Annotated in this window: 25 protein-coding genes; 4 read left to right on the forward strand and 21 right to left on the reverse strand. The window is 33.0% G+C overall.

Annotation, left to right across the window (positions count from 1 at the left end; genetic code table 11):
* Positions 1 to 56: 56 nt before the first annotated feature.
* The 8 genes from NWE55_RS07070 to NWE55_RS07105 all read right to left on the reverse strand — a co-directional run bounded on the left by NWE55_RS07070 (position 57) and on the right by NWE55_RS07105 (position 8,093).
* Positions 57 to 1,052, reverse strand: coding sequence for an NAD(P)H-dependent glycerol-3-phosphate dehydrogenase (locus NWE55_RS07070; RefSeq protein ID WP_155090640.1), 996 nt, complete (start codon positions 1,050 to 1,052; stop codon positions 57 to 59).
* A gap of 307 nt (positions 1,053 to 1,359) precedes the next feature.
* The gene (locus NWE55_RS07075) at positions 1,360 to 2,520 is read right to left on the reverse strand and encodes an iron-containing alcohol dehydrogenase (protein WP_155090639.1); all 1,161 of its coding nucleotides are present in this window, start codon (positions 2,518 to 2,520) and stop codon (positions 1,360 to 1,362) included.
* A gap of 87 nt (positions 2,521 to 2,607) precedes the next feature.
* Positions 2,608 to 3,195, reverse strand: a complete 588-nt coding sequence (gene nadD, locus NWE55_RS07080; RefSeq protein ID WP_155090638.1) for a nicotinate (nicotinamide) nucleotide adenylyltransferase — start codon at positions 3,193 to 3,195, stop codon at positions 2,608 to 2,610.
* A gap of 12 nt (positions 3,196 to 3,207) precedes the next feature.
* Positions 3,208 to 3,777: a guanylate kinase gene (gmk, locus tag NWE55_RS07085; RefSeq protein ID WP_155090637.1), complete on the reverse strand. Its 570-nt coding sequence runs from the start codon at positions 3,775 to 3,777 to the stop codon at positions 3,208 to 3,210.
* 28 nt (positions 3,778 to 3,805) lie between these two features.
* Positions 3,806 to 4,654 (reverse strand): YicC/YloC family endoribonuclease, encoded by an 849-nt coding sequence (locus NWE55_RS07090; RefSeq protein ID WP_155090846.1) that lies wholly within the window; start codon positions 4,652 to 4,654, stop codon positions 3,806 to 3,808.
* Positions 4,655 to 5,816: 1,162 nt separating this feature from the next.
* Positions 5,817 to 6,335 carry an adenine phosphoribosyltransferase gene (locus NWE55_RS07095; RefSeq protein WP_155090636.1) on the reverse strand — a complete coding sequence of 173 codons (519 nt, stop codon included), beginning with the start codon at positions 6,333 to 6,335 and terminating at the stop codon, positions 5,817 to 5,819.
* Between the two features lie 20 nt (positions 6,336 to 6,355).
* The gene (locus NWE55_RS07100) at positions 6,356 to 7,402 is read right to left on the reverse strand and encodes a glycosyltransferase family 9 protein (RefSeq protein ID WP_160338990.1); all 1,047 of its coding nucleotides are present in this window, start codon (positions 7,400 to 7,402) and stop codon (positions 6,356 to 6,358) included.
* Between the two features lie 85 nt (positions 7,403 to 7,487).
* Complete coding sequence (locus NWE55_RS07105; protein WP_155090635.1) at positions 7,488 to 8,093, reverse strand: DUF4254 domain-containing protein; 606 nt, start codon at positions 8,091 to 8,093, stop codon at positions 7,488 to 7,490.
* A 59-nt stretch (positions 8,094 to 8,152) separates the two neighbouring features.
* Here NWE55_RS07105 and upp point away from each other — a divergent pair, with 59 nt between their 5' ends.
* Positions 8,153 to 8,806 carry a uracil phosphoribosyltransferase gene (gene upp, locus NWE55_RS07110; protein WP_155090634.1) on the forward strand — a complete coding sequence of 218 codons (654 nt, stop codon included), beginning with the start codon at positions 8,153 to 8,155 and terminating at the stop codon, positions 8,804 to 8,806.
* On the opposite strand, the gene NWE55_RS07115 is transcribed toward upp, so the two are convergent.
* Entirely contained in the window at positions 8,801 to 9,739 is a 939-nt protein-coding gene (locus tag NWE55_RS07115; protein ID WP_155090633.1) for a DUF6427 family protein, read from the reverse strand. The genes upp and NWE55_RS07115 overlap by 6 nt on opposite strands.
* 112 nt (positions 9,740 to 9,851) lie before the next feature.
* On the opposite strand from NWE55_RS07115, the gene NWE55_RS07120 reads away from it, so the two are divergent.
* A complete protein-coding gene (locus tag NWE55_RS07120) occupies positions 9,852 to 10,082 on the forward strand; it encodes a DUF6341 family protein (RefSeq protein ID WP_155090632.1) in 231 nt (76 codons plus the stop codon).
* A 7-nt stretch (positions 10,083 to 10,089) separates the two neighbouring features.
* On the opposite strand, the gene purD is transcribed toward NWE55_RS07120, so the two are convergent.
* The 3 genes from purD to NWE55_RS07135 all read right to left on the reverse strand — a co-directional run bounded on the left by purD (position 10,090) and on the right by NWE55_RS07135 (position 13,787).
* Positions 10,090 to 11,361 carry a phosphoribosylamine--glycine ligase gene (gene purD / locus NWE55_RS07125; RefSeq protein WP_155090631.1) on the reverse strand — a complete coding sequence of 424 codons (1,272 nt, stop codon included), beginning with the start codon at positions 11,359 to 11,361 and terminating at the stop codon, positions 10,090 to 10,092.
* Positions 11,362 to 11,457: 96 nt separating this feature from the next.
* The gene (locus NWE55_RS07130) at positions 11,458 to 12,804 is read right to left on the reverse strand and encodes an exopolysaccharide biosynthesis polyprenyl glycosylphosphotransferase (RefSeq protein ID WP_160338989.1); all 1,347 of its coding nucleotides are present in this window, start codon (positions 12,802 to 12,804) and stop codon (positions 11,458 to 11,460) included.
* The gene (locus tag NWE55_RS07135) at positions 12,804 to 13,787 is read right to left on the reverse strand and encodes a UDP-glucuronic acid decarboxylase family protein (protein WP_155090630.1); all 984 of its coding nucleotides are present in this window, start codon (positions 13,785 to 13,787) and stop codon (positions 12,804 to 12,806) included. Before NWE55_RS07135 ends, NWE55_RS07130 begins: the two co-directional genes overlap by 1 nt.
* Positions 13,788 to 13,897: 110 nt before the next feature.
* Here NWE55_RS07135 and NWE55_RS07140 point away from each other — a divergent pair, with 110 nt between their 5' ends.
* Positions 13,898 to 14,986: a glycosyltransferase gene (locus NWE55_RS07140; protein ID WP_155090629.1), complete on the forward strand. Its 1,089-nt coding sequence runs from the start codon at positions 13,898 to 13,900 to the stop codon at positions 14,984 to 14,986.
* Here NWE55_RS07140 and NWE55_RS07145 read toward each other — a convergent pair.
* From NWE55_RS07145 to NWE55_RS07185, 9 genes are read right to left on the reverse strand one after another with little or no spacing between them, the layout of a single operon-like run.
* Entirely contained in the window at positions 14,972 to 16,276 is a 1,305-nt protein-coding gene (locus NWE55_RS07145) for an O-antigen ligase family protein (RefSeq protein WP_155090628.1), read from the reverse strand. The two genes, NWE55_RS07140 and NWE55_RS07145, sit on opposite strands and share 15 nt — an antisense overlap.
* Complete coding sequence (locus NWE55_RS07150; RefSeq protein WP_155090627.1) at positions 16,254 to 17,309, reverse strand: hypothetical protein; 1,056 nt, start codon at positions 17,307 to 17,309, stop codon at positions 16,254 to 16,256. Before NWE55_RS07150 ends, NWE55_RS07145 begins: the two co-directional genes overlap by 23 nt.
* A 2-nt stretch (positions 17,310 to 17,311) precedes the next feature.
* Positions 17,312 to 18,334, reverse strand: a complete 1,023-nt coding sequence (locus tag NWE55_RS07155) for a glycosyltransferase family protein (protein WP_155090626.1) — start codon at positions 18,332 to 18,334, stop codon at positions 17,312 to 17,314.
* 43 nt (positions 18,335 to 18,377) lie between these two features.
* Positions 18,378 to 19,154, reverse strand: a complete 777-nt coding sequence (gene rfbD / locus NWE55_RS07160) for a dTDP-4-dehydrorhamnose reductase (protein ID WP_258204680.1) — start codon at positions 19,152 to 19,154, stop codon at positions 18,378 to 18,380.
* Positions 19,151 to 19,699, reverse strand: coding sequence for a dTDP-4-dehydrorhamnose 3,5-epimerase (rfbC, locus tag NWE55_RS07165; RefSeq protein ID WP_155090624.1), 549 nt, complete (start codon positions 19,697 to 19,699; stop codon positions 19,151 to 19,153). Before rfbC ends, rfbD begins: the two co-directional genes overlap by 4 nt.
* 7 nt (positions 19,700 to 19,706) lie before the next feature.
* Positions 19,707 to 20,693 carry a hypothetical protein gene (locus NWE55_RS07170; RefSeq protein ID WP_155090623.1) on the reverse strand — a complete coding sequence of 329 codons (987 nt, stop codon included), beginning with the start codon at positions 20,691 to 20,693 and terminating at the stop codon, positions 19,707 to 19,709.
* Positions 20,694 to 20,704: 11 nt separating this feature from the next.
* Positions 20,705 to 22,384 (reverse strand): DUF6909 family protein, encoded by a 1,680-nt coding sequence (locus NWE55_RS07175; protein ID WP_155090622.1) that lies wholly within the window; start codon positions 22,382 to 22,384, stop codon positions 20,705 to 20,707.
* 22 nt (positions 22,385 to 22,406) lie between these two features.
* Positions 22,407 to 23,897, reverse strand: a complete 1,491-nt coding sequence (locus NWE55_RS07180) for a GH3 auxin-responsive promoter family protein (RefSeq protein ID WP_155090621.1) — start codon at positions 23,895 to 23,897, stop codon at positions 22,407 to 22,409.
* A 6-nt stretch (positions 23,898 to 23,903) separates the two neighbouring features.
* The gene (locus NWE55_RS07185) at positions 23,904 to 24,785 is read right to left on the reverse strand and encodes a murein hydrolase activator EnvC family protein (RefSeq protein WP_155090620.1); all 882 of its coding nucleotides are present in this window, start codon (positions 24,783 to 24,785) and stop codon (positions 23,904 to 23,906) included.
* Positions 24,786 to 24,977: 192 nt separating this feature from the next.
* On the opposite strand from NWE55_RS07185, the gene NWE55_RS07190 reads away from it, so the two are divergent.
* Entirely contained in the window at positions 24,978 to 25,190 is a 213-nt protein-coding gene (locus tag NWE55_RS07190; protein ID WP_155090619.1) for a twin-arginine translocase TatA/TatE family subunit, read from the forward strand.
* Positions 25,191 to 25,387: the final 197 nt, after the last annotated feature.

Genomic DNA, 25,387 nt, shown 5'->3' on the forward strand with positions numbered 1-25,387 from the left:
AGGGTTATACCTTATTTTGAATCTATTTATCAAATAACGTAAATAAACAGAAAAAATTAATCTAATTTTTCGGTAAGCTTTCTAAACGTCTTCTTCGGATCCTTACCATTGTATAGAATATCGTATACAGCATTGATAATTGGCGTTTTGGCACCGTACTTTTGGTTTAACTCATAAGCACTTTTAGCGGCATAATACCCTTCCGCAATCATACTCATCTCCATTTGCGCTGATTTTACCGTATATCCTTTTCCTATCATATTACCGAACATTCGGTTTCGGGAGAATAAGGAATACCCTGTCACTAATAAATCTCCCAGATAGGCAGAGTTATTGATATTTCTCTTCATTCGATGCACCTTCTTAATGAACTTCTTCATTTCGCGAATAGCATTACTCATCAACAAGGCTTGGAAGTTATCACCATAACCAAGACCATGAGCCATACCACAAGCAATGGCATAAATATTCTTTAATACAGCTGCATACTCAGTCCCTACAATATCATCAGTCTCTTTTACTTTAATATAGTGACTACTCAAGCAATCAGCGACCGTCTTTGCATGCTCCTCATTGCGACAAGCTAAAGTTAAATAAGAAAGACGCTCTAAGGCAACTTCTTCCGCATGACAAGGTCCCGTAATCACGGCAATATTATCATAAGGAATCCCATAAACAGTGTGAAAATGCTCTCCTACGATAAGGCTTGTTTCAGGTATAATACCTTTAATAGCCGAAATAATAACTTTCCCCTCCAAGCTGACATACAACTTCTCCATTTCCTTACTCAAAAAAGCAGACGGAATAGCAAAAATCACATAATCAGCATAAGAGATTGCTTTGTTAATATCATTAGTTAAATAAAGCTGATCGACGTCAAACTCTACAGAACTTAGGTAATTTGGATTATGAAAATTAACCTTGATTTCTTCTAAGGCCGTATCATTTCTCATATACCAAGCAATCTTCGGAAGATTCTCACTTAGCATTTTTACAATAGCGGTTGCCCAACTTCCACCACCAATTACCGCAAACTTTGGATAATCACTCATAATTTTAGATTATATCTATGCCAAAAGTAAATAAAAAACTTATTGCAAACAATGATAGTAATAACTCCATTCTTTTTAACAGCACTAAGATATTTCACAGAAAAAATACCAATAAGACTATATTAATCATTAATTGTAAACCATAATCATAAAAAAACGATTAATTGGAGTGATACGATTAATATAAAACAAAATAAAGGTTAACATATTTATACCTAATTAATTCACAAATGATAGATAAGAGAATATTTACATCGTATCTTATAAAGATACCTAACCAAAATTGCTAAAAAAGTTAGTTATTAATTTAATAGCTTAACTCTACTATCTCTTTTATTTTATCCAGTGTTATATTTTTTTGTTCTCCCATCGCTAACCATCCTCTGGAGCGAAATCGATTGACAATAATATCGCTTGTTTGAAGGTAATCGGCTGTATAGTCAGAAAGCTTCGTCTTAATCTCTAAAGAATGAAAGAATGCTACTAACGCCTCTATAGCTTTCTTGGCAATTTCTTCCTCAGAACCTTCAGAAATAGAAAACACACGTCTCCCTAATTGCGCTAATTTCTCTTTCTTGGTATCAAACATAACCTGATACAAATTAGGTCCTATTATCGCTAATGTACGCCCGTGATCAATACCATAAAGAGCAGTTAGTTCATGGCCAATCGCATGGGTTACCCAATCTTCTTTGACACCCATAGCTATCAATCCATTTAGAGCCATAGTACATGCCCACATATAAGTAGTCGCAGCATCGTAATCCGCAGGGTCCGATAAGATAGCGGGAGCGACTTCAAGAATAACTGAGAGTATAGATTCTGCAAAGCGATCTTGTAAGGGAGCATTCTGAGGGTAAGTAATATATTGTTCTAATACGTGTACAAAAGAATCAGCCAAACCGTTGGCAATCTGCCTTTGCGGTAGTGAGCTTACAACAGTAGGATCACAGATAGAAAACAATGGATATAGAGGCTCACCAGAAAACGATAACTTGTCGTTTGACTCTGCAATTGTCACGACTGCTCCGTTATTCATTTCACTTCCCGTTGCGGGTAGAGTCAAGACTGCTCCGTAGGGTACTGTTTGCCAATTTACATTCATTTTATTTAATATAATCTCCTTGCTATCCCCTTCATAATGAACAGCAGCGGAGATAAACTTCACTCCATCAATAACACTACCTCCACCTACACCAAGGATAAAGTCAATCTTATTCTTCTTGATTAATTCAACGGCCTTCACCAAAGTTTCATAATGTGGGTTAGGTTCTATTCCGCCAAACTCGATTACTTCGAAGTCCTTCAGAGCTTCCGTAACCTGGTTGTATACCCCATTTTTAAAGATACTACCTCCTCCATAAGCCAGTAGAATTTTACTGTTGGGTAAGATCAATTGACCAATGGAAGCTATTTGACCTTTTCCATATAGCAATCTTGTGGGATTATATAATTCAAAATTCAACATAACATCTTTTGTTTATTTATTTCACTTCTAAAATTAAAAAAAGGAATGCCGTAGCACTCCTCTTTATATGTATATATTACAATTATTCTACTTCTTAAAAAACAGATTGTGATCGATATACTTCCACACTTCTTTATCTAACAAGGGTTTAATATTCTTCCCTTCTTTGATCGCATCTCTAATAAATGTAGCTGAAATCTCCATAATAGGGGCATTCTCAACCAAGTGTACATTGGCATGCGCTAAGAGAGGATTATCATCTTGTTTACCAGAAAAAATACGAGGGTAAACGTAAATAGAATACTCTGCTAACAACACCTCATAGTTTTTCCATTTCGTAAAACTATCCAGATTATCCTGTCCCATTATCAAAGCGAATTCATACTTAGGGTATCGCTCATGCAGATGAGCCATAGTATTCACAGTATAATTCGGTTGCGGAAGATTAAACTCAATATCGGAAGGCTTTATATGATCATAATCTGCAGTTGCTAAATTCACCATGTGTATTCTGTGAAAATCCTCTAAAAGACCTTTTTTCTTCTTCAAAGGGCTGTGAGGAGTAACCACCATCCAAACTTCATCTATATCTGTAAATTGCACTAAGTGATTGGCAATAACTAAATGACCTATGTGAATAGGATTAAATGTTCCAAAATACAATCCAACCTTCATTTTAACTACCTCTTATTTAATAAATTCTCTAACTAAATTAGATGCTTCTTCTTTTGCTGTATCTAAATCGTAATTCTTAATAATCATGTCAAACTGCGGAGCTGTAGCTAACTCAACTGAAGCTTTAGCAATGCGCATATTGATTTTATCTTCACTTTCAGTAGAGCGCTTTTTCAAGCGAATCTTAAGCTCATCAATACTTGGTGGCTTCACAAAAACTGCCAATGTCTCTTCTGGAAACTTCTTCTTAATTCTCAATCCTCCGGCAACATCTATGTCAAAAATCACATTCTTCCCTTCTGCCCAAATACGCTCCACTTCAGATTTTAGAGTTCCATAGAAATTATCTCTATAAACTTCTTCCCATTCTAAAAAGTCTTCCGCCTTTATATGCTTTTTAAAATCTTCTAAGGAGATAAAGTAGTAGTCTTTTCCATTTACTTCCTCACCTCTCGGCGCTCGAGAGGTACAAGAAATAGAAAACTCTAAATTCAATTCTTTTTGTTCAAGTAAATGCTTTACAATTGTTGTTTTTCCAGATCCAGAAGGGGCCGAAAAAACAATCAGTTTACCTTTCTTCATAATAAAACTGCTGCTGTATATATTTGGATTATAGAACGTTTAAAACTTGTTCTTTTATTTTTTCTAATTCGTCTTTCATCTTCACAACATACTTCTGCATATCAGCATGGTTAGATTTAGATCCCATTGTATTTATCTCTCTTCCCATCTCTTGAGCAATAAAACCTAATTTACGTCCATTAGCTTCTTTGCCTTCCAATGTTTCAATAAAGTAATCTAAGTGTTGTGCTAATCTTACTTTCTCTTCATTGATATCAAGTTTCTCTAAATAGTAAATAACCTCTTGTTCAAATCGATTTTCATCAACAGTAACTTGAAGTTCATCAAGGTTATTTCTAAGTCTTTCTTTTACAGTCAAAATACGTTCAGCATCCAGTTTAGTTATTTCATCCATATAGAAGCGGATATTAGCTACTCTCAGGCGAAAATCTTTCTCAAGTGTACTTCCTTCACTTCGTCTAAACTCGTTGATATTCTTGATTGCTTCTGCTATTACCTTTTCAATCTCTAACCATTCGCTCTCATCTAATTCCAAACGCTCAACTTTCAAAGCGTCTGGCATACGAACTGCCATCTTCATCAATTCAGTCTCATCTGCCTGAGGAATGATCTCCTTCATTTGATTTATATATGCTACAACGATAGGTCCATTAATTTTATTAGATGTTTCTTCTGCTGTAATCTCACAGTACAATGAAAAGTCAACTTTACCTCTTTCAAGTTCTTGAGCAATTACATTGCGCAGGGGTAATTCCTTTTCTCTATAAGTTAATGGTAAGCGAACATTTAAATCTAAATTCTTACTATTCAAAGATTTAACTTCAACTGTGATTTTCTTGTGAGGTAACTGCATACAAGCTTTACCAAACCCTGTCATCGAATGTATCATATACTAAAAAATAATAGGCACAAAGGTACTAAAAAACTCAATTTAACCACTTAATAATGTAGTAAATTACTATTTACCATATTCTTCCCAACGTTTCACGCAAAACACCCAAGAATCATTAACCCATTTGAGGTAAATATGAAAGTGTGCAACTTTAGTGGAAATTACATCTAAGAGTTACCCTCTTTTAAGAGATAACGGCGCTGCTGAAAATCAAAAACAAACAAATGGTGTAATTTTAGTAAATAAACGAGTATTCGAATAATTATTATTAATCAAAAGGAGACTTACACCAAACTCTACTTTGAATAAACGATTATCTACAGCAAAATCCCAAAATCAAAAAAGGCCATCTATAAATAGATAGCCTTTTTGATCTTTTACATTAAACCTACCGAAGTAATTGTTTAATGCAAACCAAAACAATCATAACTTAATGTGTCACTAAACAACTTTGACACTCATGGTAACATTATGTAAGTTGATTATTTGCTTTACCCCTAAATCAAACTCAACTTACCAAATTCTTTACCAACTTAATACACCTTAAAAAACACTTTATGTGAAATTCGAAAAGGTTTTCATAGCAATTTCTCCCTTTCGTATTCGTACTTTAGACAACATGTTTCACATTTGGTCACATATTTTTTTTTCGAAAGGGCAAATATCAAGATAACAACAGTAGTACTGGAGATTATCTCTTAACGAAACTATCCTATGCTTTAAAGTCTTATAGGGTCTTATTAGCTACTTGGTATCAGTTGTTTTTAAATCACTTAACCTCATAGTTGATTAGATAATTCCGGACACAACCGCCCCTCCTCGTTCAAGCCGATTCACTGTTTTTATTGATAAAACCGCCTAAATAATAGTTTTCTTAGTCAACCTACTATTCGCTTATTGTACCACTCTACATTTATAAAAAGCTGTTGAACTAAATGCTTTTCATTTCTATTGCGTTCGCCTATCAGGGTGGTAAAAGATTGGGGAAAGCTATTGTTGTTCTCTATTCCCGTTCAACATTGAACAAGAGCGTAATCTACTTCAGCTTAAAAACACTATCAATCAATGTGTATTAAAGCAAAAAACCCTATACAAGATTCTACTTATAGAATCCTGTATAGGGTTAAATCATAAATATATCGTGAATTTAGTAGCTTACGATACTTTGTACATCATAACCTTTTAATTTCTCTCGTCCATGAAGGAAAGACAACTCCATCAGGAAGTTCAATTGTACAATTTTACCACCAAGGCGTTCAACAAGTTTACAAACTGCTTCTGCAGTCCCTCCAGTTGCTAAAACATCATCGTGAATTAGAACTAACTCTCCTGGTTTAATAGCATCTGCATGCATTTCTAACATATCTGTACCATACTCTAACGCATACTCTTGAGAGATCTTGTCAAAAGGCAGTTTACCAGGCTTGCGAACAGGTACAAAACCAACACCTAATTCGGCAGCTAAGAGAGTACCGAAGAAAAAGCCTCTACTTTCCATTCCAACTACTCTATCTACTTTTTTATCTCCCAGAAGTGTAATTAACTCCTTTACAGTTGACATCATCGCATCGTGATTGTTCAACAGTGGTGTAATATCTTTAAAACCAACACCCTCCTTCGGAAAGTCTTGAACATCTCTAATATAATCTTTAATATTAAAAGCCATTTTATATTCAATTAAATCTATTAATTCTCTTTTTGTAAAATCTCAATAATCTTATTGCAAACACTCTCTGGAGTAATCGTACGCATTGCATCTTCATACCCTTCTACAATTTTATTGCCAAAAACAGATGTAGGAAGTAAAGGGTACTTTTCTCTATCAGCCGTAATACAATACTCCATGGGTTGGTTAAAAGGAGCAAATCCAGTATAAGGGTGTGTGCCTCCCCATAAAGTTACTACTTTTTTACCTAACATTGCTGCAATGTGAGCATTACCTGAGTCCATAGAAAGCATTACATCTAAATGTTGAATTAAATTCATTTCAACATCTAACTTCACTTTACCTGCCATAACGATAACGTTATAATTATCTCTCTTTAATTGGTTCAATAAGGCAATTTCCTTTTCGCCTCCTCCAAATAGAAATATAACTGCTTTTTCACGTTCCGCTAAAGTATCGACAACCTTTTGCATAAGATCTAAAGGGTAAACTTTCGAATCATATTGCGCAAAAGGGGCAATCCCAATCCAGGGTGCATTCTTTTCTTCTGTATATTGTAAAAGCTCAGGAGCTAATGCAGGTACTTCAGGAAACTCCGGATGAGCTAAATCCACTTTAAAACCTAATTTTTCAAGAGTAATACAGTGATTTTCGAACATGGTCGGAAGCTGCTTAAATACCTTATTCTCGCTTCTGGTTAGTTCTTTTTTTGCTTGCCTTCCCTTATCTAAAGTAGCAACACGGGTGCCACTTAATTTAAAAAGCGAACTGACTATACGAGATCTCAACACGTTGTGAAAGTCAGCAAAATAGTCCACTTTCATTTTTTTTAAATCTTTGAACAAGCGAATCAAGCCCAAGAAACCTTTATGTCTTTTCTTAACATCAATAGAAAAGAAGTCTACTCTATCTATGCCCTTAAAGAAAGGCTTAAAAAAGGGTCTGGAAACAACAGTTACTCTTACATCTTTATGTTGGCTTATTAGCGCTTTAAGTACAGGGACAATCATTGCGACATCTCCCATTGCAGAAAGTCGAAAAACCACAATATGTTTTAAATTTGCCACGAGAATCAAGTTTTAGTTAACAAACAAGAAAAGCGTGAATGTAGTATTTCACGCTTTTTGTATATGATAGATTCAATAATACAATTTACTTTTTGTTTTGATATAACACAGGATTAAGCTCCTCATCATTATACATTTTCATTTGTTTATACACTTTCATGTATTTATCTCCAGTAGAAATATCTTGCAATAAATCATCAATTGCCGTAGATAAATCTTTCTTCTGTTCTAATAAAACATCTAATTTAGCTTGACATTTATCTCTGTGATCTTGAGTTGCTTCAGGTCTCGTCGCCTCTTCTCTCATGTGATAAATCTTTAAGGCTAAAATAGAAAACCTATCTATTGCCCAAGCAGGACTTTCAGAATTAATCTTAGCATTGTCTTTTACTTGCACATCTTTGTACTTCTGTAAGAAATAGCTATCAATGTATTCAACCATATCAGTTCTCTCTTGATTTGAAGCATCAATACGACGTTTTAAAGCTAAAGCTGCAATAGGATCAATCTGTGGATCTCTAATAATATCTTCAAAATGCCATTGAACGGTATCAATCCAATTTTTTAGATACAATAAATGTTTAATATCATCTTTGGGATAAGGGTTGCTAATTGGCTGGTCTACATTGTCGTATTTATGATAATCACGAATACTCTCTTCGAATATTGGAAATGCTAATTCTGAAAACATAATAATAATTTTATTTACAAATATAGTTTTTATACTTTTATGGTACTAATTATACTCCTATGAAAATTCATTATATTTCTGCAGAAAACAGTATTTTAAATCACTTCTTGGCTCAATTACGTGATGTAAATATTCAAAAAGACAGCATGAGATTTCGAAAAAACATCGAAAGAATCGGCGAAATCATGTCTTATGAGTTAAGTAAAACATTAGAATACAAAGATATTTCTGTTCAGACGCCCCTTGGAATAAAAGAAACAACATGTATTAAAGACCCAGTTGTTTTATGTTCAATCCTACGTGCTGGGTTAGCCTTACATACAGGTTTTATGAATTTCTTTGACAATGCTGAAAACGGCTTCGTATCAGCATACCGCCGTCATGGAAAACACGGTGAAGCAAGTGAGATATTGGTTGAATATCAAGCTGCACCTTCATTTCAAGACAAAATCATGATCTTAATAGATCCAATGCTTGCTACAGGACAATCTTTAGTTGCTGTGATTAATAAATTGATGGCTGAGGAGACGCCAAAAGAAATGCATATAGCAGTGGTAATCGCAGCTCCTGAGGGAATTGAGTTCTTGGAGAAACACTTGCCAGATCACATACATCTATGGGTAGCAACACTTGATCAAAAGTTAGATGACCACAATTATATTGTGCCAGGGTTAGGTGATGCAGGTGATTTAGCTTATGGCCATAAGTTATAAGACCAATTGCATTATATAAAAAAAGATTCCCAGCAAGAATACAGTAGAGACAACTGCTTCTTTTCTCCAGCGTTGTGTAACTGACTCGATGTATTTAGCTCCTAATACAGCCAATGGAAAGAATGAGAAAATCAAAACTCCATTATTCTTGTCTGGAGAGATAACATAAATTGCAACTCCTATAAGAAAGCTTAGTAGCATTTTCTTATAGGTGCTCTGCATATTATATGCTTTATTTCTAAGATCAAATAATTCGGCCACAAAAAACAAAATAGATATTGAAGCAAAGGTTGCAAGGGCAATATTCTGATATGTATTCTCAAAATACATAAAGTTAAAGCTTATCTGTAACTTCGTTTCCAACCAATCGACATAAGTATTATCTGTTACTAAAAGATAAATAGACAAACCGATGAATACAGTGAAAAAAGCTAAAATAGGTATCACCCAATTTCTATAATCTTTCGTCACAAAAAAGATAATTGCAAAGAACAAAAGCACTAAAAACAAGATACTCCAAAAGTGAAATAGAGAAGCGACCAGAATCCACAATGATGCGTCAAATATCTTTTCCTTAGATTGTTGTGTTGAATGCAAGGAAAAAATACGCCTTAATGCCAGCATGATAAAATAGTTAGAGATAACTACTCTTGTGTGTTCAAATACAGTTGGAAAGAACAATAAAAAAGACACAAACAATAACGGAACATAGGCATTATCGTTAACGAGTCTATTCTTTGTTACAATAAACTGAGATAAGAAGAACATGAGTAATAACAATCCTAAAACAACAGTTTTCTTACCTACCTCAAACAGTGTAAATCCGGTAGTATCATCACTAAATCCGATAAATAAAGAATAGCATACAACAACTAATATAGTCAGTATGATATAATTAATCGGCTTTGTTTTACTAAAAATACTTGCTAACATTTATATATTTTATATTTTTGTACCTATTATAGGTTAATTGAACTCTTTTAGTTTTACTAACTTATATAAAAACGGATTATAAATAATTAATTTAATTTAAAAATAAAGTACCATGACTTCATTTTTTAACGGAATTGGATTCCTTTTCGAAAAGCTTCTTTTCTTGCCAATGGATTTCTTTGCAAAATTAGAACTTAAAAACTGGTGGACTGCTAATATTATTACTTGGGTATTCATCCTTATTACTTGTTATTTCTTTGCTTATTGGTTAAAACAACTAAAATTATTCAAAGCTAACAATGAAGATGAACAAGATACAACAGCCCACTCATTTTTAAAATAATATAATCTTAAAGATCAAATCCAATGTCTTTACGATAATAGATCTTATCAAAATTTAGTTTATCTATATTTTGATAAGATTTTTTTAATGCTTCTTCGAAAGTATTTCCATAAGAAGTTACAGCCAAAACACGTCCTCCATTTGTAACCACTTTATCGTCTTTTAAAACAGTTCCAGCGTGAAATACGATAGAGTCAGAAACAAGATCTAAACCTGTAATTTCCAATCCTTTTTCATAAGCTTCTGGATAGCCACCTGAAACCAACATAACGGTTGTAGCACTTCGCTGATCAATTACCAATGTTTTCTCGGCTAAAGTTCCATTCGCAACTCCTTCAAATAAATCAACAATATCAGATTCTATTCTTGGCATTACCACTTCTGTTTCGGGATCTCCCATACGTACGTTGTACTCAATCACGTAAGGATCCTCTCCTACTTTAATCAGTCCAATAAACACAAACCCCTTGAAGTCTAGTTTATCTTCGATAATACCCTTAATTGTAGGTTTCACAACGCGTTCTTCAACTTTAGCCATGAACTCATCAGTCGCAAAAGGAACTGGCGAAATAGCCCCCATTCCTCCTGTATTCAAGCCTTTATCTCCTTCTCCAATACGCTTATAATCTTTTGCTGTAGGCAAAATCTTATACGACTTCCCATCAGTTAAGACAAAACAGCTTAACTCTATACCCGACAAAAACTCTTCAATAACTACTTTAGAGCTTGCATCACCAAACTTAGCGTCTACTAACATATTCTCTAACTCTACCTTAGCTTCAGCGATATCGTTTAGGATAACAACTCCTTTTCCAGCCGCTAAACCATCAGCCTTTAAAACATAAGGAGCTTGTAAAGTTTCCAAAAATGCTTTGCCTTCGTTAATTTTATCCTTTGTAAAAGTCTGGTATGCGGCAGTTGGAATATTGTGTTTCAACAAAAACTCTTTAGCGAAGTCTTTGCTCCCTTCTAAAGCTGCACCCTTTTGAGATGGTCCTATAACAGCAATATGCTTAATCGCATCATCGTTTTTAAAGAAATCCACAATCCCCTTTACAAGAGGGTCTTCTGGTCCGACAATAACCATATCAATACCTAACTCTAATACTTTCTGTTTTACACTCTCAAAATCTAAAGGACTTAGATCTAAATTTGTAGCTATTTGCGAAGTACCAGCATTTCCAGGTGCAATATACAACTGATCACAACGAGTACTCTGTAAGATTTTCCAAGCAAGTGCGTGCTCACGTCCGCCTGAACCTAATAATAAAATTTTCATTAATTGTGTTGTTTGTTATTTACATGGTCAAAATTAACCTATTTTACTTACTATAAAAAGAGCTTATAAATAAAAAAAGGTATTATAATAATACCTTTAATATGCTTTCTCTTCACCTTTAAAAACATTATAGACTGTTAGGTAAATTATTTTAAGATCTAAGAATATCGACCAATTCTCCAAGTAAAACAAATCGTACTTGAAGCGGTTAATAATATCTCTATCAGTCTCAATTTCTCCCCTATATCCATGTGTCTGTGCCATTCCTGTGATACCAGGTTTAACCAAATGACGCAACATAAACTTATTTACTCGTTTGGCGTAAACTTTAGTGTGAACTACCATATGGGGGCGTGGTCCTACAATAGACATGTCGCCTAAGAACACATTTAGGAATTGTGGAAACTCATCTAAACTTGATTTTCTTAGGAATGCACCAATCTTAGTTATTCTACTGTCATTCTTGGTAGCTTGCTTCTTATCACTATCATCGTTGACAGCCATTGAACGAAACTTATAACAATAAAATTCTTCATCATTAATTCCTGTCCTCTTCTGTTTAAAGAAAACGGGGCCTTTAGATTCTCTTTTTATTAAAACAGCTATTATCGGAACTAACCAAGAAAGAATAAATACTATAACACCTAATGAGAAAACTAAATCGAAAAGGCGTTTAAACAACTTGTTATAAGGTTTATCCAAAGGAATTACACGACGTGGCAAAACAGGTACAATGTCATAATAAATAACCTTTAAACTATGGGTTAGAACCTGTTTTTGAGTTGGAACATACTGTAACTTTATTAAATTGCTATCAGCAAACTCAAGTAGTTCATGGTAATCCTCGTCTTGTACAATTGAAAATTGAACGTAAATCTCATCAACCTCATGAGCTAAAATAAACGTTTTAATCTCGTCTAATTTTGAATCTGAAAGGTAGTCAGAATAAACCCCTAATATTCTAAAACCTAAATCTTTTCGCTTATGGAATACTTTTGCCAAACGGCTTATTTCTTTTCCTTCTCCAATCAAAATGATATTTCTCGAGTTACCACCTAAAACTTTTCTAAAATACTTCAATGAGAAGAAGATCAGGAACTTTGAAAAAGTTACAGTAATAACAATCAATACACCATATGTAATTAGAGTCATTGGTTCGGCAAAACGCTCAAAAAAACCATTAAAAGAAGTAACAACAACAAACTGAAGTGCGAATTGTTTTACTACCTTTTCTAATATTCTAACAACTCTTGTATGTCTATATACATCGTAGAAATTACTAATCCAAGCACTAATTATCCAACCAACTGACAAGAATACGTGAAAAAGCCAAGCATTTGGTATATCAAATGTTAGCGTAGCGAGCACATTAATCAATATCAAATCTAATGATATAGTTAATGGCCTAATTAAATAAGAATATCTTCCAGAATTTTTAGCCACTAGTAAATAAATTTAGAAAAATCTTTATGTTCTTCTTTTAACAATTCTGTATCTGAGAACTTTTGAAAATATTCAAAAGTTTTCATCATACCTTCACTCCTACCAACTTTTGGTTGCCATCCCAATATTGTCTGCGCTTTAGTAATATCTGGGCAACGTTGTAAAGGGTCATTTATAGGCAAGTCCTTAAATATTATCTCTTGATCACTTTTAGTAAGTTTTATTATTTCTCTTGCAAAATCAAGAATGCTAATTTCATCGGGATTACCAATATTAATAGGTAAATGATAATCAGACAATAACAATCTATAAATTCCTTCTACTTGATCATCAACATAACAAAAAGATCTTGTTTGACTTCCGTCTCCAAAAACTGTTAAATCTTCTCCTCTCAATGCTTGACCGATAAAAGCTGGTATAACTCTTCCATCATTTAACCTCATACGAGGACCATATGTATTAAAGATACGAACAATTCTTGTTTCAACATTATGGAAAGTATGATAAGCCATGGTAATGGATTCTTGGAATCGCTTAGCTTCGTCATACACCCCACGCGGTCCAATAGTATTCACATTCCCATAATACTCCTCCGTTTGTGGATGTACAAGGGGATCACCATATATCTCAGAAGTAGAAGCGATTAAGATTCGCGCACCTTTAACACGTGCTAAACCTAATAGATTATGCGTTCCTAAAGACCCTACTTTCAATGTTTGAATAGGTATCTTTAAATAGTCTATCGGACTTGCTGGTGATGCGAAATGAAGTATATAGTCTAATTCACCAGGTACATGAACAAACTTAGTTACGTCATGGTGGTAAAACTCAAATCGGTCTAGTTTAAAGAGATGTTCAATATTCTTCAAATCGCCTGTGATGAGATTATCCATACCTATTACATGATATCCCTCAGCAATAAATCGATCACACAAATGTGATCCCAAAAAACCAGCAGCACCAGTGATTAGTATTCGCTTCATTTAACATTCGTTTTAAATTGCTAAGTTAATGAACTTTTCAGTTTTTTTAACCTTCAAGAATAACAATACTTAAGTAACAATATTTATACTATTTTTGTCAATAAAAAAGTATGCGAGTAGTTCATATAGTAGAATCTTTCGGTGGTGGTGTTTATTCTTATTTCAAAGACTTAGCTCATTTCTTTTCAAAAGTAGACGATATTGAAACTATTATTATTTATAGTAATAATAGAAAAGAAGTCAGTGAAGAGCAAATCAAAAATGATTTTCCAAAAAACATTACAATGATTTGTGTTGAAATGCAACGTGAATTAAAACCTATAAAGGATATAAAAGCTACTTTAAAACTGCGCAATCTCTTAAAAAGCATCAAACCTGACGTAGTGCATCTTCACTCTTCTAAAGCAGGGGTCATCGGCCGTTGGGCTACAACGTTTATGGTAAAGAGAAAAGCAATTTATTACACACCGCACGGATATTCTTTTCTAAGACTTGACATCTCACCTCTAAAAAGAAAGATATTCTATAATATAGAGAAATTCACACAACTATTATTTGGAGGAACTACAATTGCATGTGGGGATACAGAGTACAATATTGCCCGTAAAATAGGTAAATCAATGCTAGTAAGAAATGGAATTAACCTTGACAAACTTTCAAAGTACTATATACCCAAAATAAATAATACTAATACTATTACAATTGGAACAATTGGTAGAATCATGCCACAAAAAAACCCTCAACTATTTAATCAAATAGCTGAAACTTTTCCAAAATATAGATTCATATGGATAGGGGATGGAGATCAAAAAGAACTACTAACGGCTAGCAATATTATTGTTACTGGTTGGATTCACAATCAAACAGATCTATATGATTCATTGAATAGCTTAGACGTATACATACAAACTTCTCTTTGGGAAGGTTTACCAATTGCTGTTTTAGAAGCAATGGCTTTCCACAAACCAATCGTAGCAACAAATGTAATTGGCAATAAAGATATTGTACAAGATAGTATCAATGGATACCTATTTGAAAAGGTTGAAGATCTAGTACCACTTGTACATGAATTAGAAAATTCGAGTCTAAGAGCTAAATTAGGAACCAATGCATACATTGATTGTACTAATAAATATAACAAAGAAACTAATTTTACAATCCTCTCGACAATTTATACAGAATCCTTAAATAGACTCTAACTTACTTTTAAATTGTAGGTAATAAGCTCCAAATAAGCTAATCATCCATCCACTATAAACAATGCCCATAAATAAGTACAAATAGCCATCAAATAAATTTGCAAACAACATATTAAAAGAGAAGAGCATCATTAATACAAACTTCATTCTATAACCTAACGTAAAAGGTAAAATGAGAAAACAAAGTGTAGAAAGTAAACCTAAAATACCAAATTTAGCTAAACTTTCTATATATTGATTATGTGGGCCTAATTCATGTTTTCTTAGAAAAGACTGCTCCGTTTCTTCATAATGATGATACAATGCCTGATCAAAATCCGAAACACCAATACCAATCAAGGGATTACTTTCTTGATAAATTGCCCATACTGACTTCCAAACACTTAGTCTTAAAGCTAGTGAATTATAAACTTTTGATTCAGGATTTTGAATTTCATCCAACTTCCCTACTTTATCCATATAACCAAAAGTAAATGTAGAAAACTTATCCTTGTAATAAGGTACTTTTGCAATGGTGTATATACTTCCTGTTAGAGAAAGAACAACAAATGATATCAATAATATTCTTTGTTTTAAACCAAACTTAAAACTTGTTGATTTCTTCAAAAAGTAAAAAACAATTAAAAAACAATCTATAAAAACTAAAAACAACGCTACTCTTGTATTAATAACAAAGATTAATACTATCAAAGCTATGATACAAACTAAGTTAGTAACTCTTTTAAGCACACTACTTCTATAATAATCCTGCAAAAAATAATAAAAGATGATAGAAGTCACAAAGGCTAAATGTAAGTTAACATTCGGTGCGTGATTACCAAAACTATCAACAAAAACGTAACCTGCTTCCCAAAGGTGAACTCCTTGTAAGTATAAGTCTACATTCTCAGGATATAAAATTATAAATCTAATAAAAAAGAAAATAGTCAATCCAAGCGTAATCCTTGCATAATTTAATAAAATAAACTTAAATCTAATATCTCTGTAATTACCAATAATAAAAATAGGAAACAAAAGTAGACTTAAATACTTCTCCAAACTTTTCAAGGCGACACTTACATCGGAACTGTTCCAAATAAAAAGCAACTCTACTAAAAACAAAGAAGCAATAACTAAACTTATAAGAAAACTTGTCTTATTAATAACAAGTTTTCGCTTAAACACTACACAAAATACTACAAATAGTATAATTAGAATTGTACTAATCTTACGCATAAAAAAAGTACATCCTATTCCTAAAATTAATAAATTAAATATATAATCTATTCTATTCTTTTTTGTTAACTCCATCTATAATTATAAAATAAATAAAAGGGAAAAATCCAATTCTATGTCTTAACACAGATCCGTAATCAGGCTCAAAACATCCTTGTATAATAAACATTGCTAACACAAATAAATAAACTAGAATCTCCTTTTGGTGGGTGAATCGGTTTAAAATATGAAGTCGAAACTTCTTGTAAAAAATAATTACAAAAACAATTTGCCAACAAATGAAAACTAAAACTTGAGGCTTTAGAAGTAATCTTATTGCATCTACTGGAATATTAACAGCAAAAAAACCATATATAATACTCACAAACTCATTGTACCAAGTGGTAGGCCTCACAGGTGAACTAATCATTGAACTTGCAAAATCTTCACCAACTCTAGGGTCATTTATTTGCTCCCTATATAACTCTGTTAAAAAATCGCCTTTCAAAAAATACACAGCAATAGATATGCTAAAAACTACAAATATTCCAGCAACAATCACCCAAAATAATTTGTTCCGAATAGGCAGATAAACTACAATATACATCCCAAACACTATGAAGGGAATCAAAAGATAGTATGGCCTAAACAAGATACCAAACAAGAATAATATAAAAACACACATCATGCTTTTACTAAAAAGAGTATATCTATTATCTAATATTAACTTTAAAAGAACCAACATAATGATAAAAGCAATAAACTCTTTTGTAGGCTGTCCCAGAAATACCCCTGCAAATAGAAAAGAAAAGTACAAGAATAAATTCTTATAACTTACTTTACCAAAATCCTTAGGTATACCTAACTTATTTAGTATTATAAAAACAATACTCAATTGAATAAAACCAATTAAAAAATTGGGTAAAAAAGCTAATCCACTGTAGTGATATATACTTATAGTAAATGGATAACTACCTCCAAACCAACCAATTTCATTCAGTGGATCATTTACAATATTAATTGAATCATAAAAAAACTTTTCAGGCAAAAAGTAATATCCTAACATTCCTATTAAAATAGAAATGAAAGAAATAAGCAAAAAAACTTTTCTATTTAATGAACCTTTCATAGTCATACTAAAGCTTTTCTTACTAGTGTATTTTTAATTAAATCTACATTATAACTATCATCGTAATAGTGAGTAAAGTTCTTTTCACAAATACCATAATATTCACTGTAGTCAACAGTAACTTGATCTTTTAAAAAGATTTGCTCTGCACTTAAACTCAAATCAGCATTAATATCAATTTTAATAGAGTAAGAGCCTAAATCAAGCTTCTCCTCAAAATCATAAACAACATTGGTATAGATTGGTATTAAACCAACAGATAGATAGGAGTTCATCTTAGTTGGAGTTGCAACATTGTTAATTACATCGTCTTCTCTCAACAAAAACCCATATTTATACTTACTTAATTCTAAATCCAATTGATCTAAACTTACAAAGGAAATTTCATAATTTCTCACATCATATTTATTCAAAATATCCTTTGCTTCATTTTTCTCTTTAGTAAGAACAATAAACTTTGCTTTCTCATTTAGCTTCTCTATCTCCTTAAAAAGTTTCACTGTGGTTTCAAAACACTGCCATGAAAAAAGTGTTCCTGCGTAAACGAAAGTGTAATTTTCTTTACCAGTGTCAAAGTAAGCTTTATTCAGCTTTTTGTTATAACAAGGTACTAAAGCATAATCCTCATCTAAAAGTAAATTGTGTTTCTTTTCAAAATACCTTCTCATTGCGTCAGATACAAAAAAAGAGAAAAACGAATTCTTCAAGGTATACTTTTCACAGATATCTACTATTTTTTTTACAACTTTGGCTTTCAAAGAATTGTTATTAAGCAACAAATACTCTTCTCCTAAAATCCCCTGGAACCAAATAGCAATTCGCTTTGTTCTTAACTTTACACGCGCTTTAATAAAATCTATTATACGTATTGTAAAAATTAAATCTTCTTTTTTTAAAGAGAAATCTAAGCTTTCTTTCCTAATAACTGAAACATTGTTTTCCAAAAAGGCTTGCTCAACAATCTTTGTATAATAAATTGTCGCCTCATTTATAGCTTTATTAGGAATGTAAAAATAAACTGTCATTATTCTATAATATATTAACTCTATCTTTTAAAATAACTAAGAACTAACCAAGATCCAACACACTATACTTAGGTCTCCTTGCTTTAGTAGGATACTCCTCTGTAGTTATTGGGTTAACTTTTATATTTATATTATTTTCTCTAAAAATAGATACTGCAAATTCATACCAAGAGCACACTTTCTCTCCTCTATAATGATAAACTCCATACTCTCGTTTTTCTTGCATTAAATTCATTAAAAAACAGCATAACTCTAACGCATTAGTAGGAGCTCCTACCTGATCATCTACCACATTTATCTCGTCGTTCGCATTCGACAACCTTAACATTGTCTGTTTAAAGTTATGTCCAAAGTCAGAATATAACCACGAAGTACGAACTATATAATAACTTTGAAGAATCTCTTTTACATACTCCTCTCCTTTCAACTTAGAAACACCATATACATTTATCGGATTGGGAATATCATCTTTAAAATAGGGACTAGATTTTGTACCATCAAAAATAAAATCAGTGGAAAGGTGAATCAATATAGTATTGTGTTTTACACAGGCTTTTGCCAAATTAAATACTCCTTCTCCATTAATCTTAAAGGCCGATTCTACATCTTCTTCTGCTTTATCGACGGCTGTATAAGCAGCAAAATTAAAACAATAATCTGGAAGAATCTTATCGAATACTTCATCTACAACAGATTGACACGTAATGTCTAAGCTATCTCTATCCATAAAAACAAAATCAACCTTAGGATAATTTCCTGAGATTGATTTTAATGCTTGCCCCATCTGTCCTTTTGAGCCTGTTACAAGTACTTTTTTCATAATGCACTAATATCTTTAAATCTTGGTAACACTTGATCTTTATCTGAAATAATCAATTCACTATCACTAATACTCCATGGAATATTAAGATCTACGTCATTATATAAAATTCCCCCCTCTGACTCTTTATTATAATAATTATCGCATTTATAATTAAAAAAAGCCTCCTCACTCAATACTAAGAAACCATGTGCACATCCTTTTGGTACAAAAATTTGCTTATTATTTTCAGCAGAAAGTACTGTTTTAAAGTACTGACCAAATGTTGGAGAATCTTTGCGAATATCTACTACAACGTCTTCTATTTCACCTTTAATTACACGTACAAGCTTCGCCTGTTGGTATATTCCTCTCTGAAAATGCAATCCTCTTAGAACTCCTCTTTTTGAAAAAGATTGATTGTCTTGTACAAAATCAACCTTAAGTCCCGATAAATTCTCAAAGGTCACCTTATTGTAGCTCTCAAAAAAATATCCTCTCTCATCATTAAAAACAGTAGGGTACAATTCAAAACAGCCTTCTATATTTGTTGCTTTAATCTTCATTATGCCATCATTTTCGATTACTGTAGTGAGTATATAATTTATAAACACCTAATCCGATAAAAACTAACAGAATCAAAAACAATGAATACATGATCATCTTATTCTTTGACGCTTCTTTTACAACATTTCCTACATAGTGTTTATCGAGTTCTCGTTCATCTTTTACTACTCCAAGCAAATAAACAACATGATCACTCTCCAACAATTCAAATTCATTATCCTGTATCAACTCAAGTAACTCGTGCTTAAACTTAACTAAACTCAATATTCTCGATTCACTATCTAAAGATAGTTTATTCCCGTTCTTAACAATATCAAGAGCATGATTAATTCTTTCCAAGTCTTTACAGTACTCTATTTGTTTTAAAAGTAGTCCTTGCTTAGCAAGCTCTAACTTTTTCTTAAACAACGGTAAACTATCAAAATAATTCTGAAGTTCTTCTACAAATCTATTAATCTCAAAATCTGAATTTACTTCTATTCTCAAATCTTGATAATGATAATTCTTTGATGTAGCATAATTTTGAATTAGGTCTTCATGACTATTCAAATTAGTTCCGATCAAAGCTAATGTTTTTACATAACTGGAATCTTTACTCAACCAATTATATATGTCATCTACTCCAATTAATCTAGATGATAACAATTCTTGAGAGCTAAAAGTATTCTTGAAATTACTCGAAACCAAATACTTCAAGTAATCAACACTTTCAACTTTAGGAGAAATAAGAATACTATACTTTTGAATATCTTTTTGTACATTCGAAACTTGCTCTTCAAGAGCCTTTTCAGGAATATTACTCTCTTTGTAATACCCTAAACCAACACCTATGATTATTGCCAGAGTAAAAAGATACCAATAGCTCAACACTAATCTTATTAGTCTAAATATACCAAAACCTACAGTATCAAATAATGATACTGCAGATTCTTTTAAATACTTTAAGTCTATTTCATCTAAGTCCTGCGACTTGTGATTATTCGAATCTCCCATAATTAAATTCTCTACTTAATACTAAATATTTGCTCTAATATCTTAATCGTAATTAAATACGTCGGTTTCACACCTGTAGTTCCTAAACCACCAGAGGCAAGTGTACTTCCTGTTTCCAATGGATTATCAGAAGCGTAGTAAGCATATCTAACTTTTACATCTGGATTAATACTCTTTCTAATCTTAGAAGCACTTTGAATTGCTTTTTGGTAATGTGCTCCTTCCATTTCTAATCCAATTACTCCCCATGTAGAATCGTGGAAAAATTTTAATAGATCCTTGTTCTGAAGCGACGTTCCCAATACAGTTACCATAGTACCACCAAAAACTGGGATATCATCATTCTTAAACATCTCGACTGTCAACTCATTGTCAAATGGATAATTATCTCCAGTACCCTCGTTAATATGAGCAAATGGGATCATAATATCCCCTTTACCTCCAACTAAAATACCAGCTTTCCCCATAATAGACACTGATTCTACATCAATCATCGTTGTCTTTTTATACGGTTTCAAAAGCTCGTCAATCGTCTCATAAGCCTGCTCTCCAAAAGCGTAATCCATAACGATAATTACAGGGTATTCCCCCTCAATTTGCTGTCCTTTAAAATTAGTATTGGCAAAGTTAATCTTAGCAGTATCAAAAATTTGAACATCAATATTTGTACCTGACTCATCTTTAAGAAACACCATTCCTTCTCTCTCTGCCCTTTCATTTACAAGATCTCTTAGATGCTTGTTCTCAGGTTTACTCAACTCCTCATAGATTCCCAATTCAGAAGTAACTTCTAACTCTTGTTTAACAACAGATGGAGCAAAAATTGAGTTCATCACACTATGCATATTTGCACTGATGATATGAATAGGACGCTCTAACAAACCTTTCTTAGTCAAAACCTCCTTGATGCGATCAGACCAAATTTCTCCATAAATATGATGTCCTAAACGCTCTCTTAACAATGGACTAAAAGTAATCGTTCTCTTGTCGTTAAATACATCCTCTTCTATCGCTAATTTACCCAACCAATAGATAACATCTAAAAATCGATCTGGGTTTTCTTCTATTGCAAATTTCTCATAGACATCTAATACCTCAGCGAAAGAACGTCCCAAAACATTAGATAAGTGCGACATAATTACCTCTTTCTCCTCTAACTCTAAAGGTTCTTCTTTCTTGGCTGCCGTCTCTATTTTTCGCCAATCTCTGGTCACTTTACCATCTTCACCAATTAAAACGCGATCTTTAATTTTATGCGATTCAATAAAAATAAAAGTCAAGTGAGTCAAAACATCATAGATATCAGATCTACCTCTGGTAATCTCGATATTCATTTGTTCTTCATCTATGCGGTAACAATTTCTTCTTCTCTTTGGTGGCACGATAGCAGTAAAATGCGAAAAAGTATATCCTTCATCCGAAGTCAAGTTAATATAGCGACACTCTTCTATTCCGATAGGAAGACGCTCAATCACGTATAACAACCCATTCAACTCTACTTTTTCTTCTGCAATTGTACCATATATTTCTGGACGCAACTCCAATAAGGCTTCTCTTAAGGTATCTCCTGACACTCCCATGGGCTTATAAAACCCTCTATTAAACAGGTGACGCATAGTAATATACATGCGTTCCACTGCTGCTGACGATACCTGTGCTCTCGTTCTTGATATATTTTTAATCTCTTTCATACCTTTCATATTACGTCAATATTTAATTTATAATTTCTAATTCACTTGCAATGTTTCTATCATTGCTCAATCTTGGCAATTTATTTTGCCCACCCAGTTTTCCAATACTCTTCATGTAGTTTTGGAATCCTCCTTTAGTCACTTTTCTAATTTTCAAAGTTTGCAAAACCTTTCCGACAATTAAATCATCATAATAACTATTTTGTTTTCGAAGGGATTGCTCGATTTTCAAAGCAAAACTTTCCAAGTGCTCTGGCTCACTGCCAAATTCGATAAACCACTCGTGATAAGGCAACCCCTCACTTGGTGTTATTTGCGGAGCCACTGTGAACTCGTTCACTTGAATAGTCGTTCCTCTCATAGCTTCTTCTATAGCCGTTTCTACTTCCTTGCCGATGACGTGTTCACCAAAAGCAGAGATAAAATGCTTAATACGTCCAGACACAACGATACGGTAAGGTTTCAAGTTGACAAACTGAACTGTATCTCCAATATTATATCCCCATAAACCAGCATTTGTAGAAATAATCAAAACATAATTCACGCCCAGTTCTACCTCGCCAATGGTATATCTTTTGGCATTCTCATTAAAGAAATCCTCTGCTTTCACAAACTCATAGAAGATACCTGCATCTAACAAGAGCAATAGTCCTTTCTCTTTCTGAGAATCCTGATAGGCAAAAAAGCCTTCTGAGGCAGGAAACAACTCTATTGACGGAACCCTTCTTCCTATTAGTTGTTCAAATTTAGCGCGATAAGGTTCGTAATTTACTCCTCCGTAGATGAATAAATTAAAGTTCTTGAAAATATCACCTACTGACTTACCTTCTCGGACAACCAAACGCTCAAAGTACATTTGCACCCAACTTGGAATACCCGAAATAATACTCATATCCTGATGTACAGTTTCTTCGACTATAGCATCAACTTTCGTTTCCCAATCTTCAATGCAATTTGTCTTTAAACTTGGAAGTCTATTCTTCTGCAAATAAGCAGGGACAAAGTGAGCTACAATACCAGATAACCTGCCGAGTTTTATTCCATTCTTTTCTTCTAAAATTGGACTCCCTTGCAAGAAAATCATTTTTCTATCTACAAAATCCGCAATACCTGTTTCGTGCACATACGCCAAAATAGCGTTTCTTGCAGCACTGATATGATAAGGCATTGACTCCTTTGTCAATGGTATATATTTAGCTCCTGAAGTAGTTCCTGAAGTCTTGGCAAAATAAAGAGGCTTGCCTTTCCACAGTACATTAGCTTCTCCCTCAACTACTCTGTCGATATAGGGACGCAGCCCTTCGTAATCTCGAATAGGTACGCGATTTACAAAATCGCTATGCGTTTTTATTTCTGAGAAGTGATGATCTTTTCCAAAACTGGTTTGCCCAGCTGTTTTGAGCAAAGATAAGAGCACTTTATGTTGTGTTTCTACTGGATTATTAATCCATTTCTGATTCTTTTTATGTATAATAGATGCAAATACTTTTGCACCAAAAGATTTTAATGACATATTCTATTATTCAATATCTATAAATACCGAAGCATCTAAAGGATATGTATCCTTCCACAATTCAAAATGAAAATACTTCTTATTACTTTTATTTAACTCATCTTCAAAATTACCATCAAATAAGCCTAATACTTCACCCGAACTAACTTTGTCATATTCCTCTTTTACCATTGTATTCAGATGCTTATACACGGAAATTATTCCATCCTCGTGTAGCACTATCGCAGTATATCCATCTCTCAAGGTCCAATCGACAAAAAGTACAATACCCTTTGATATAGCCTTGACTGGAGTTCCTTTAGCAGCCATAAAATCCAAACCAAAATGAGATATACTTGGATCAAACCTCTTGACGATTTCTCCATCAATAGGCGAAAAAAGAATTTGATTTACTTTAGGCGTAGCCTCAGGAAACAAGTTATACTTATCTTCTAATCGCACCATTTCTCTAAGCTTTAAATCCTTTTCACTTGGTTCCTTGTGCACGATTTGATCAACAGGTACTTCTGATTTTTTAAGAGAATCCAAGTTGCTGTGTGTTGACTCCACCTCGCCGAGTAAGATCTTCTTGACGGCTAACAAATAGGCTTTATTCTTTACAGATTCGACCTCCAATGAATCAACTTTTAAGGTTAGCTCAATCGCTCTTTGCTTCAAATCGGCAGAAGAATATCCGGGAATATACTCCTTAACTGGAGTTAATACAACTAAAATAACGGTAGATAAAATCAATAGAAAAATCCATGCCGTCATTGCACCAACGACATTCAAAAGATTTAATTTAAAAGACCTTACATCTTCAAAAGTTCTATCATTAACGATAACAACACGGTACTTATTTAAAAGTTTACTCTTCCATCTCTTTGATTTCTTGTCTTTTGTTGACATAAGTTGCGCTTTTAATAAACAAATATAACAATTATAGTACTTATGAATCTACTATCTCCTTATTTAATTCCCCTTAAAAGTAATTTTTAATATCGAAAACACTCTTAAAAATATAATAAAATTATTCAGATTCAGTGGTTTTATAATTTTCTTCCTATATTTGCGAGAACTTAATGTTTCAAACAAATTAATATGAACGCATTACACTTTTTTTTAGGAATGGTTGGACCGTGGCAAGTGATTATTATTGTTGCGATAATCCTATTGTTATTCGGAGGTAAAAAAATACCTGAATTAATGAGAGGATTAGGAAGTGGTATCAAAGAATTTAAAGATGCTACTAAAGAAGACAATGCTCAACAAGTAACTAAAAAAGATACTAAAGACGAAAGCAAAACTGAATAGTTAACACTATTTAATTGTAATATTATACGCACTATAAACTCCGGTTGATAGTGCTTTTTTTGTTTACGACTACTTTATATAAAAAAAAGAGCCTTTCTAAACACTAAAAAGAAAGGCTCTTCACTTATAAAACATAATAAAAACACTACTTAACTTAATTTGTTTGTTTATCTAAACAAAACCTATTGAAATTCAGT

Origin of the sequence: Myroides albus (assembly GCF_024722315.1) — a bacterium.
GTDB classification, from domain to species: domain Bacteria; phylum Bacteroidota; class Bacteroidia; order Flavobacteriales; family Flavobacteriaceae; genus Flavobacterium; species Flavobacterium album_A.

Coding starts and splice junctions, on each gene's coding strand:
- NWE55_RS07070 (WP_155090640.1), bottom strand. CDS start 1,052: ATGAGTGATTATCCAAAGTTTGCGGTAATTGGTGGTGGAAGTTGGGCA.
- NWE55_RS07075 (WP_155090639.1), bottom strand. CDS start 2,520: ATGTTGAATTTTGAATTATATAATCCCACAAGATTGCTATATGGAAAA.
- nadD (WP_155090638.1), bottom strand. CDS start 3,195: ATGAAGGTTGGATTGTATTTTGGAACATTTAATCCTATTCACATAGGT.
- gmk (WP_155090637.1), bottom strand. CDS start 3,777: ATGAAGAAAGGTAAACTGATTGTTTTTTCGGCCCCTTCTGGATCTGGA.
- NWE55_RS07090 (WP_155090846.1), bottom strand. CDS start 4,654: ATGACAGGGTTTGGTAAAGCTTGTATGCAGTTACCTCACAAGAAAATC.
- NWE55_RS07095 (WP_155090636.1), bottom strand. CDS start 6,335: ATGGCTTTTAATATTAAAGATTATATTAGAGATGTTCAAGACTTTCCG.
- NWE55_RS07105 (WP_155090635.1), bottom strand. CDS start 8,093: ATGTTTTCAGAATTAGCATTTCCAATATTCGAAGAGAGTATTCGTGAT.
- upp (WP_155090634.1), top strand. CDS start 8,153: ATGAAAATTCATTATATTTCTGCAGAAAACAGTATTTTAAATCACTTC.
- NWE55_RS07115 (WP_155090633.1), bottom strand. CDS start 9,739: ATGTTAGCAAGTATTTTTAGTAAAACAAAGCCGATTAATTATATCATA.
- NWE55_RS07120 (WP_155090632.1), top strand. CDS start 9,852: ATGACTTCATTTTTTAACGGAATTGGATTCCTTTTCGAAAAGCTTCTT.
- purD (WP_155090631.1), bottom strand. CDS start 11,361: ATGAAAATTTTATTATTAGGTTCAGGCGGACGTGAGCACGCACTTGCT.
- NWE55_RS07135 (WP_155090630.1), bottom strand. CDS start 13,787: ATGAAGCGAATACTAATCACTGGTGCTGCTGGTTTTTTGGGATCACAT.
- NWE55_RS07140 (WP_155090629.1), top strand. CDS start 13,898: ATGCGAGTAGTTCATATAGTAGAATCTTTCGGTGGTGGTGTTTATTCT.
- NWE55_RS07145 (WP_155090628.1), bottom strand. CDS start 16,276: ATGGAGTTAACAAAAAAGAATAGAATAGATTATATATTTAATTTATTA.
- NWE55_RS07150 (WP_155090627.1), bottom strand. CDS start 17,309: ATGAAAGGTTCATTAAATAGAAAAGTTTTTTTGCTTATTTCTTTCATT.
- NWE55_RS07155 (WP_155090626.1), bottom strand. CDS start 18,334: ATGACAGTTTATTTTTACATTCCTAATAAAGCTATAAATGAGGCGACA.
- rfbD (WP_258204680.1), bottom strand. CDS start 19,154: ATGAAAAAAGTACTTGTAACAGGCTCAAAAGGACAGATGGGGCAAGCA.
- rfbC (WP_155090624.1), bottom strand. CDS start 19,699: ATGAAGATTAAAGCAACAAATATAGAAGGCTGTTTTGAATTGTACCCT.
- NWE55_RS07170 (WP_155090623.1), bottom strand. CDS start 20,693: ATGGGAGATTCGAATAATCACAAGTCGCAGGACTTAGATGAAATAGAC.
- NWE55_RS07175 (WP_155090622.1), bottom strand. CDS start 22,384: ATGAAAGAGATTAAAAATATATCAAGAACGAGAGCACAGGTATCGTCA.
- NWE55_RS07180 (WP_155090621.1), bottom strand. CDS start 23,897: ATGTCATTAAAATCTTTTGGTGCAAAAGTATTTGCATCTATTATACAT.
- NWE55_RS07185 (WP_155090620.1), bottom strand. CDS start 24,785: ATGTCAACAAAAGACAAGAAATCAAAGAGATGGAAGAGTAAACTTTTA.
- NWE55_RS07190 (WP_155090619.1), top strand. CDS start 24,978: ATGAACGCATTACACTTTTTTTTAGGAATGGTTGGACCGTGGCAAGTG.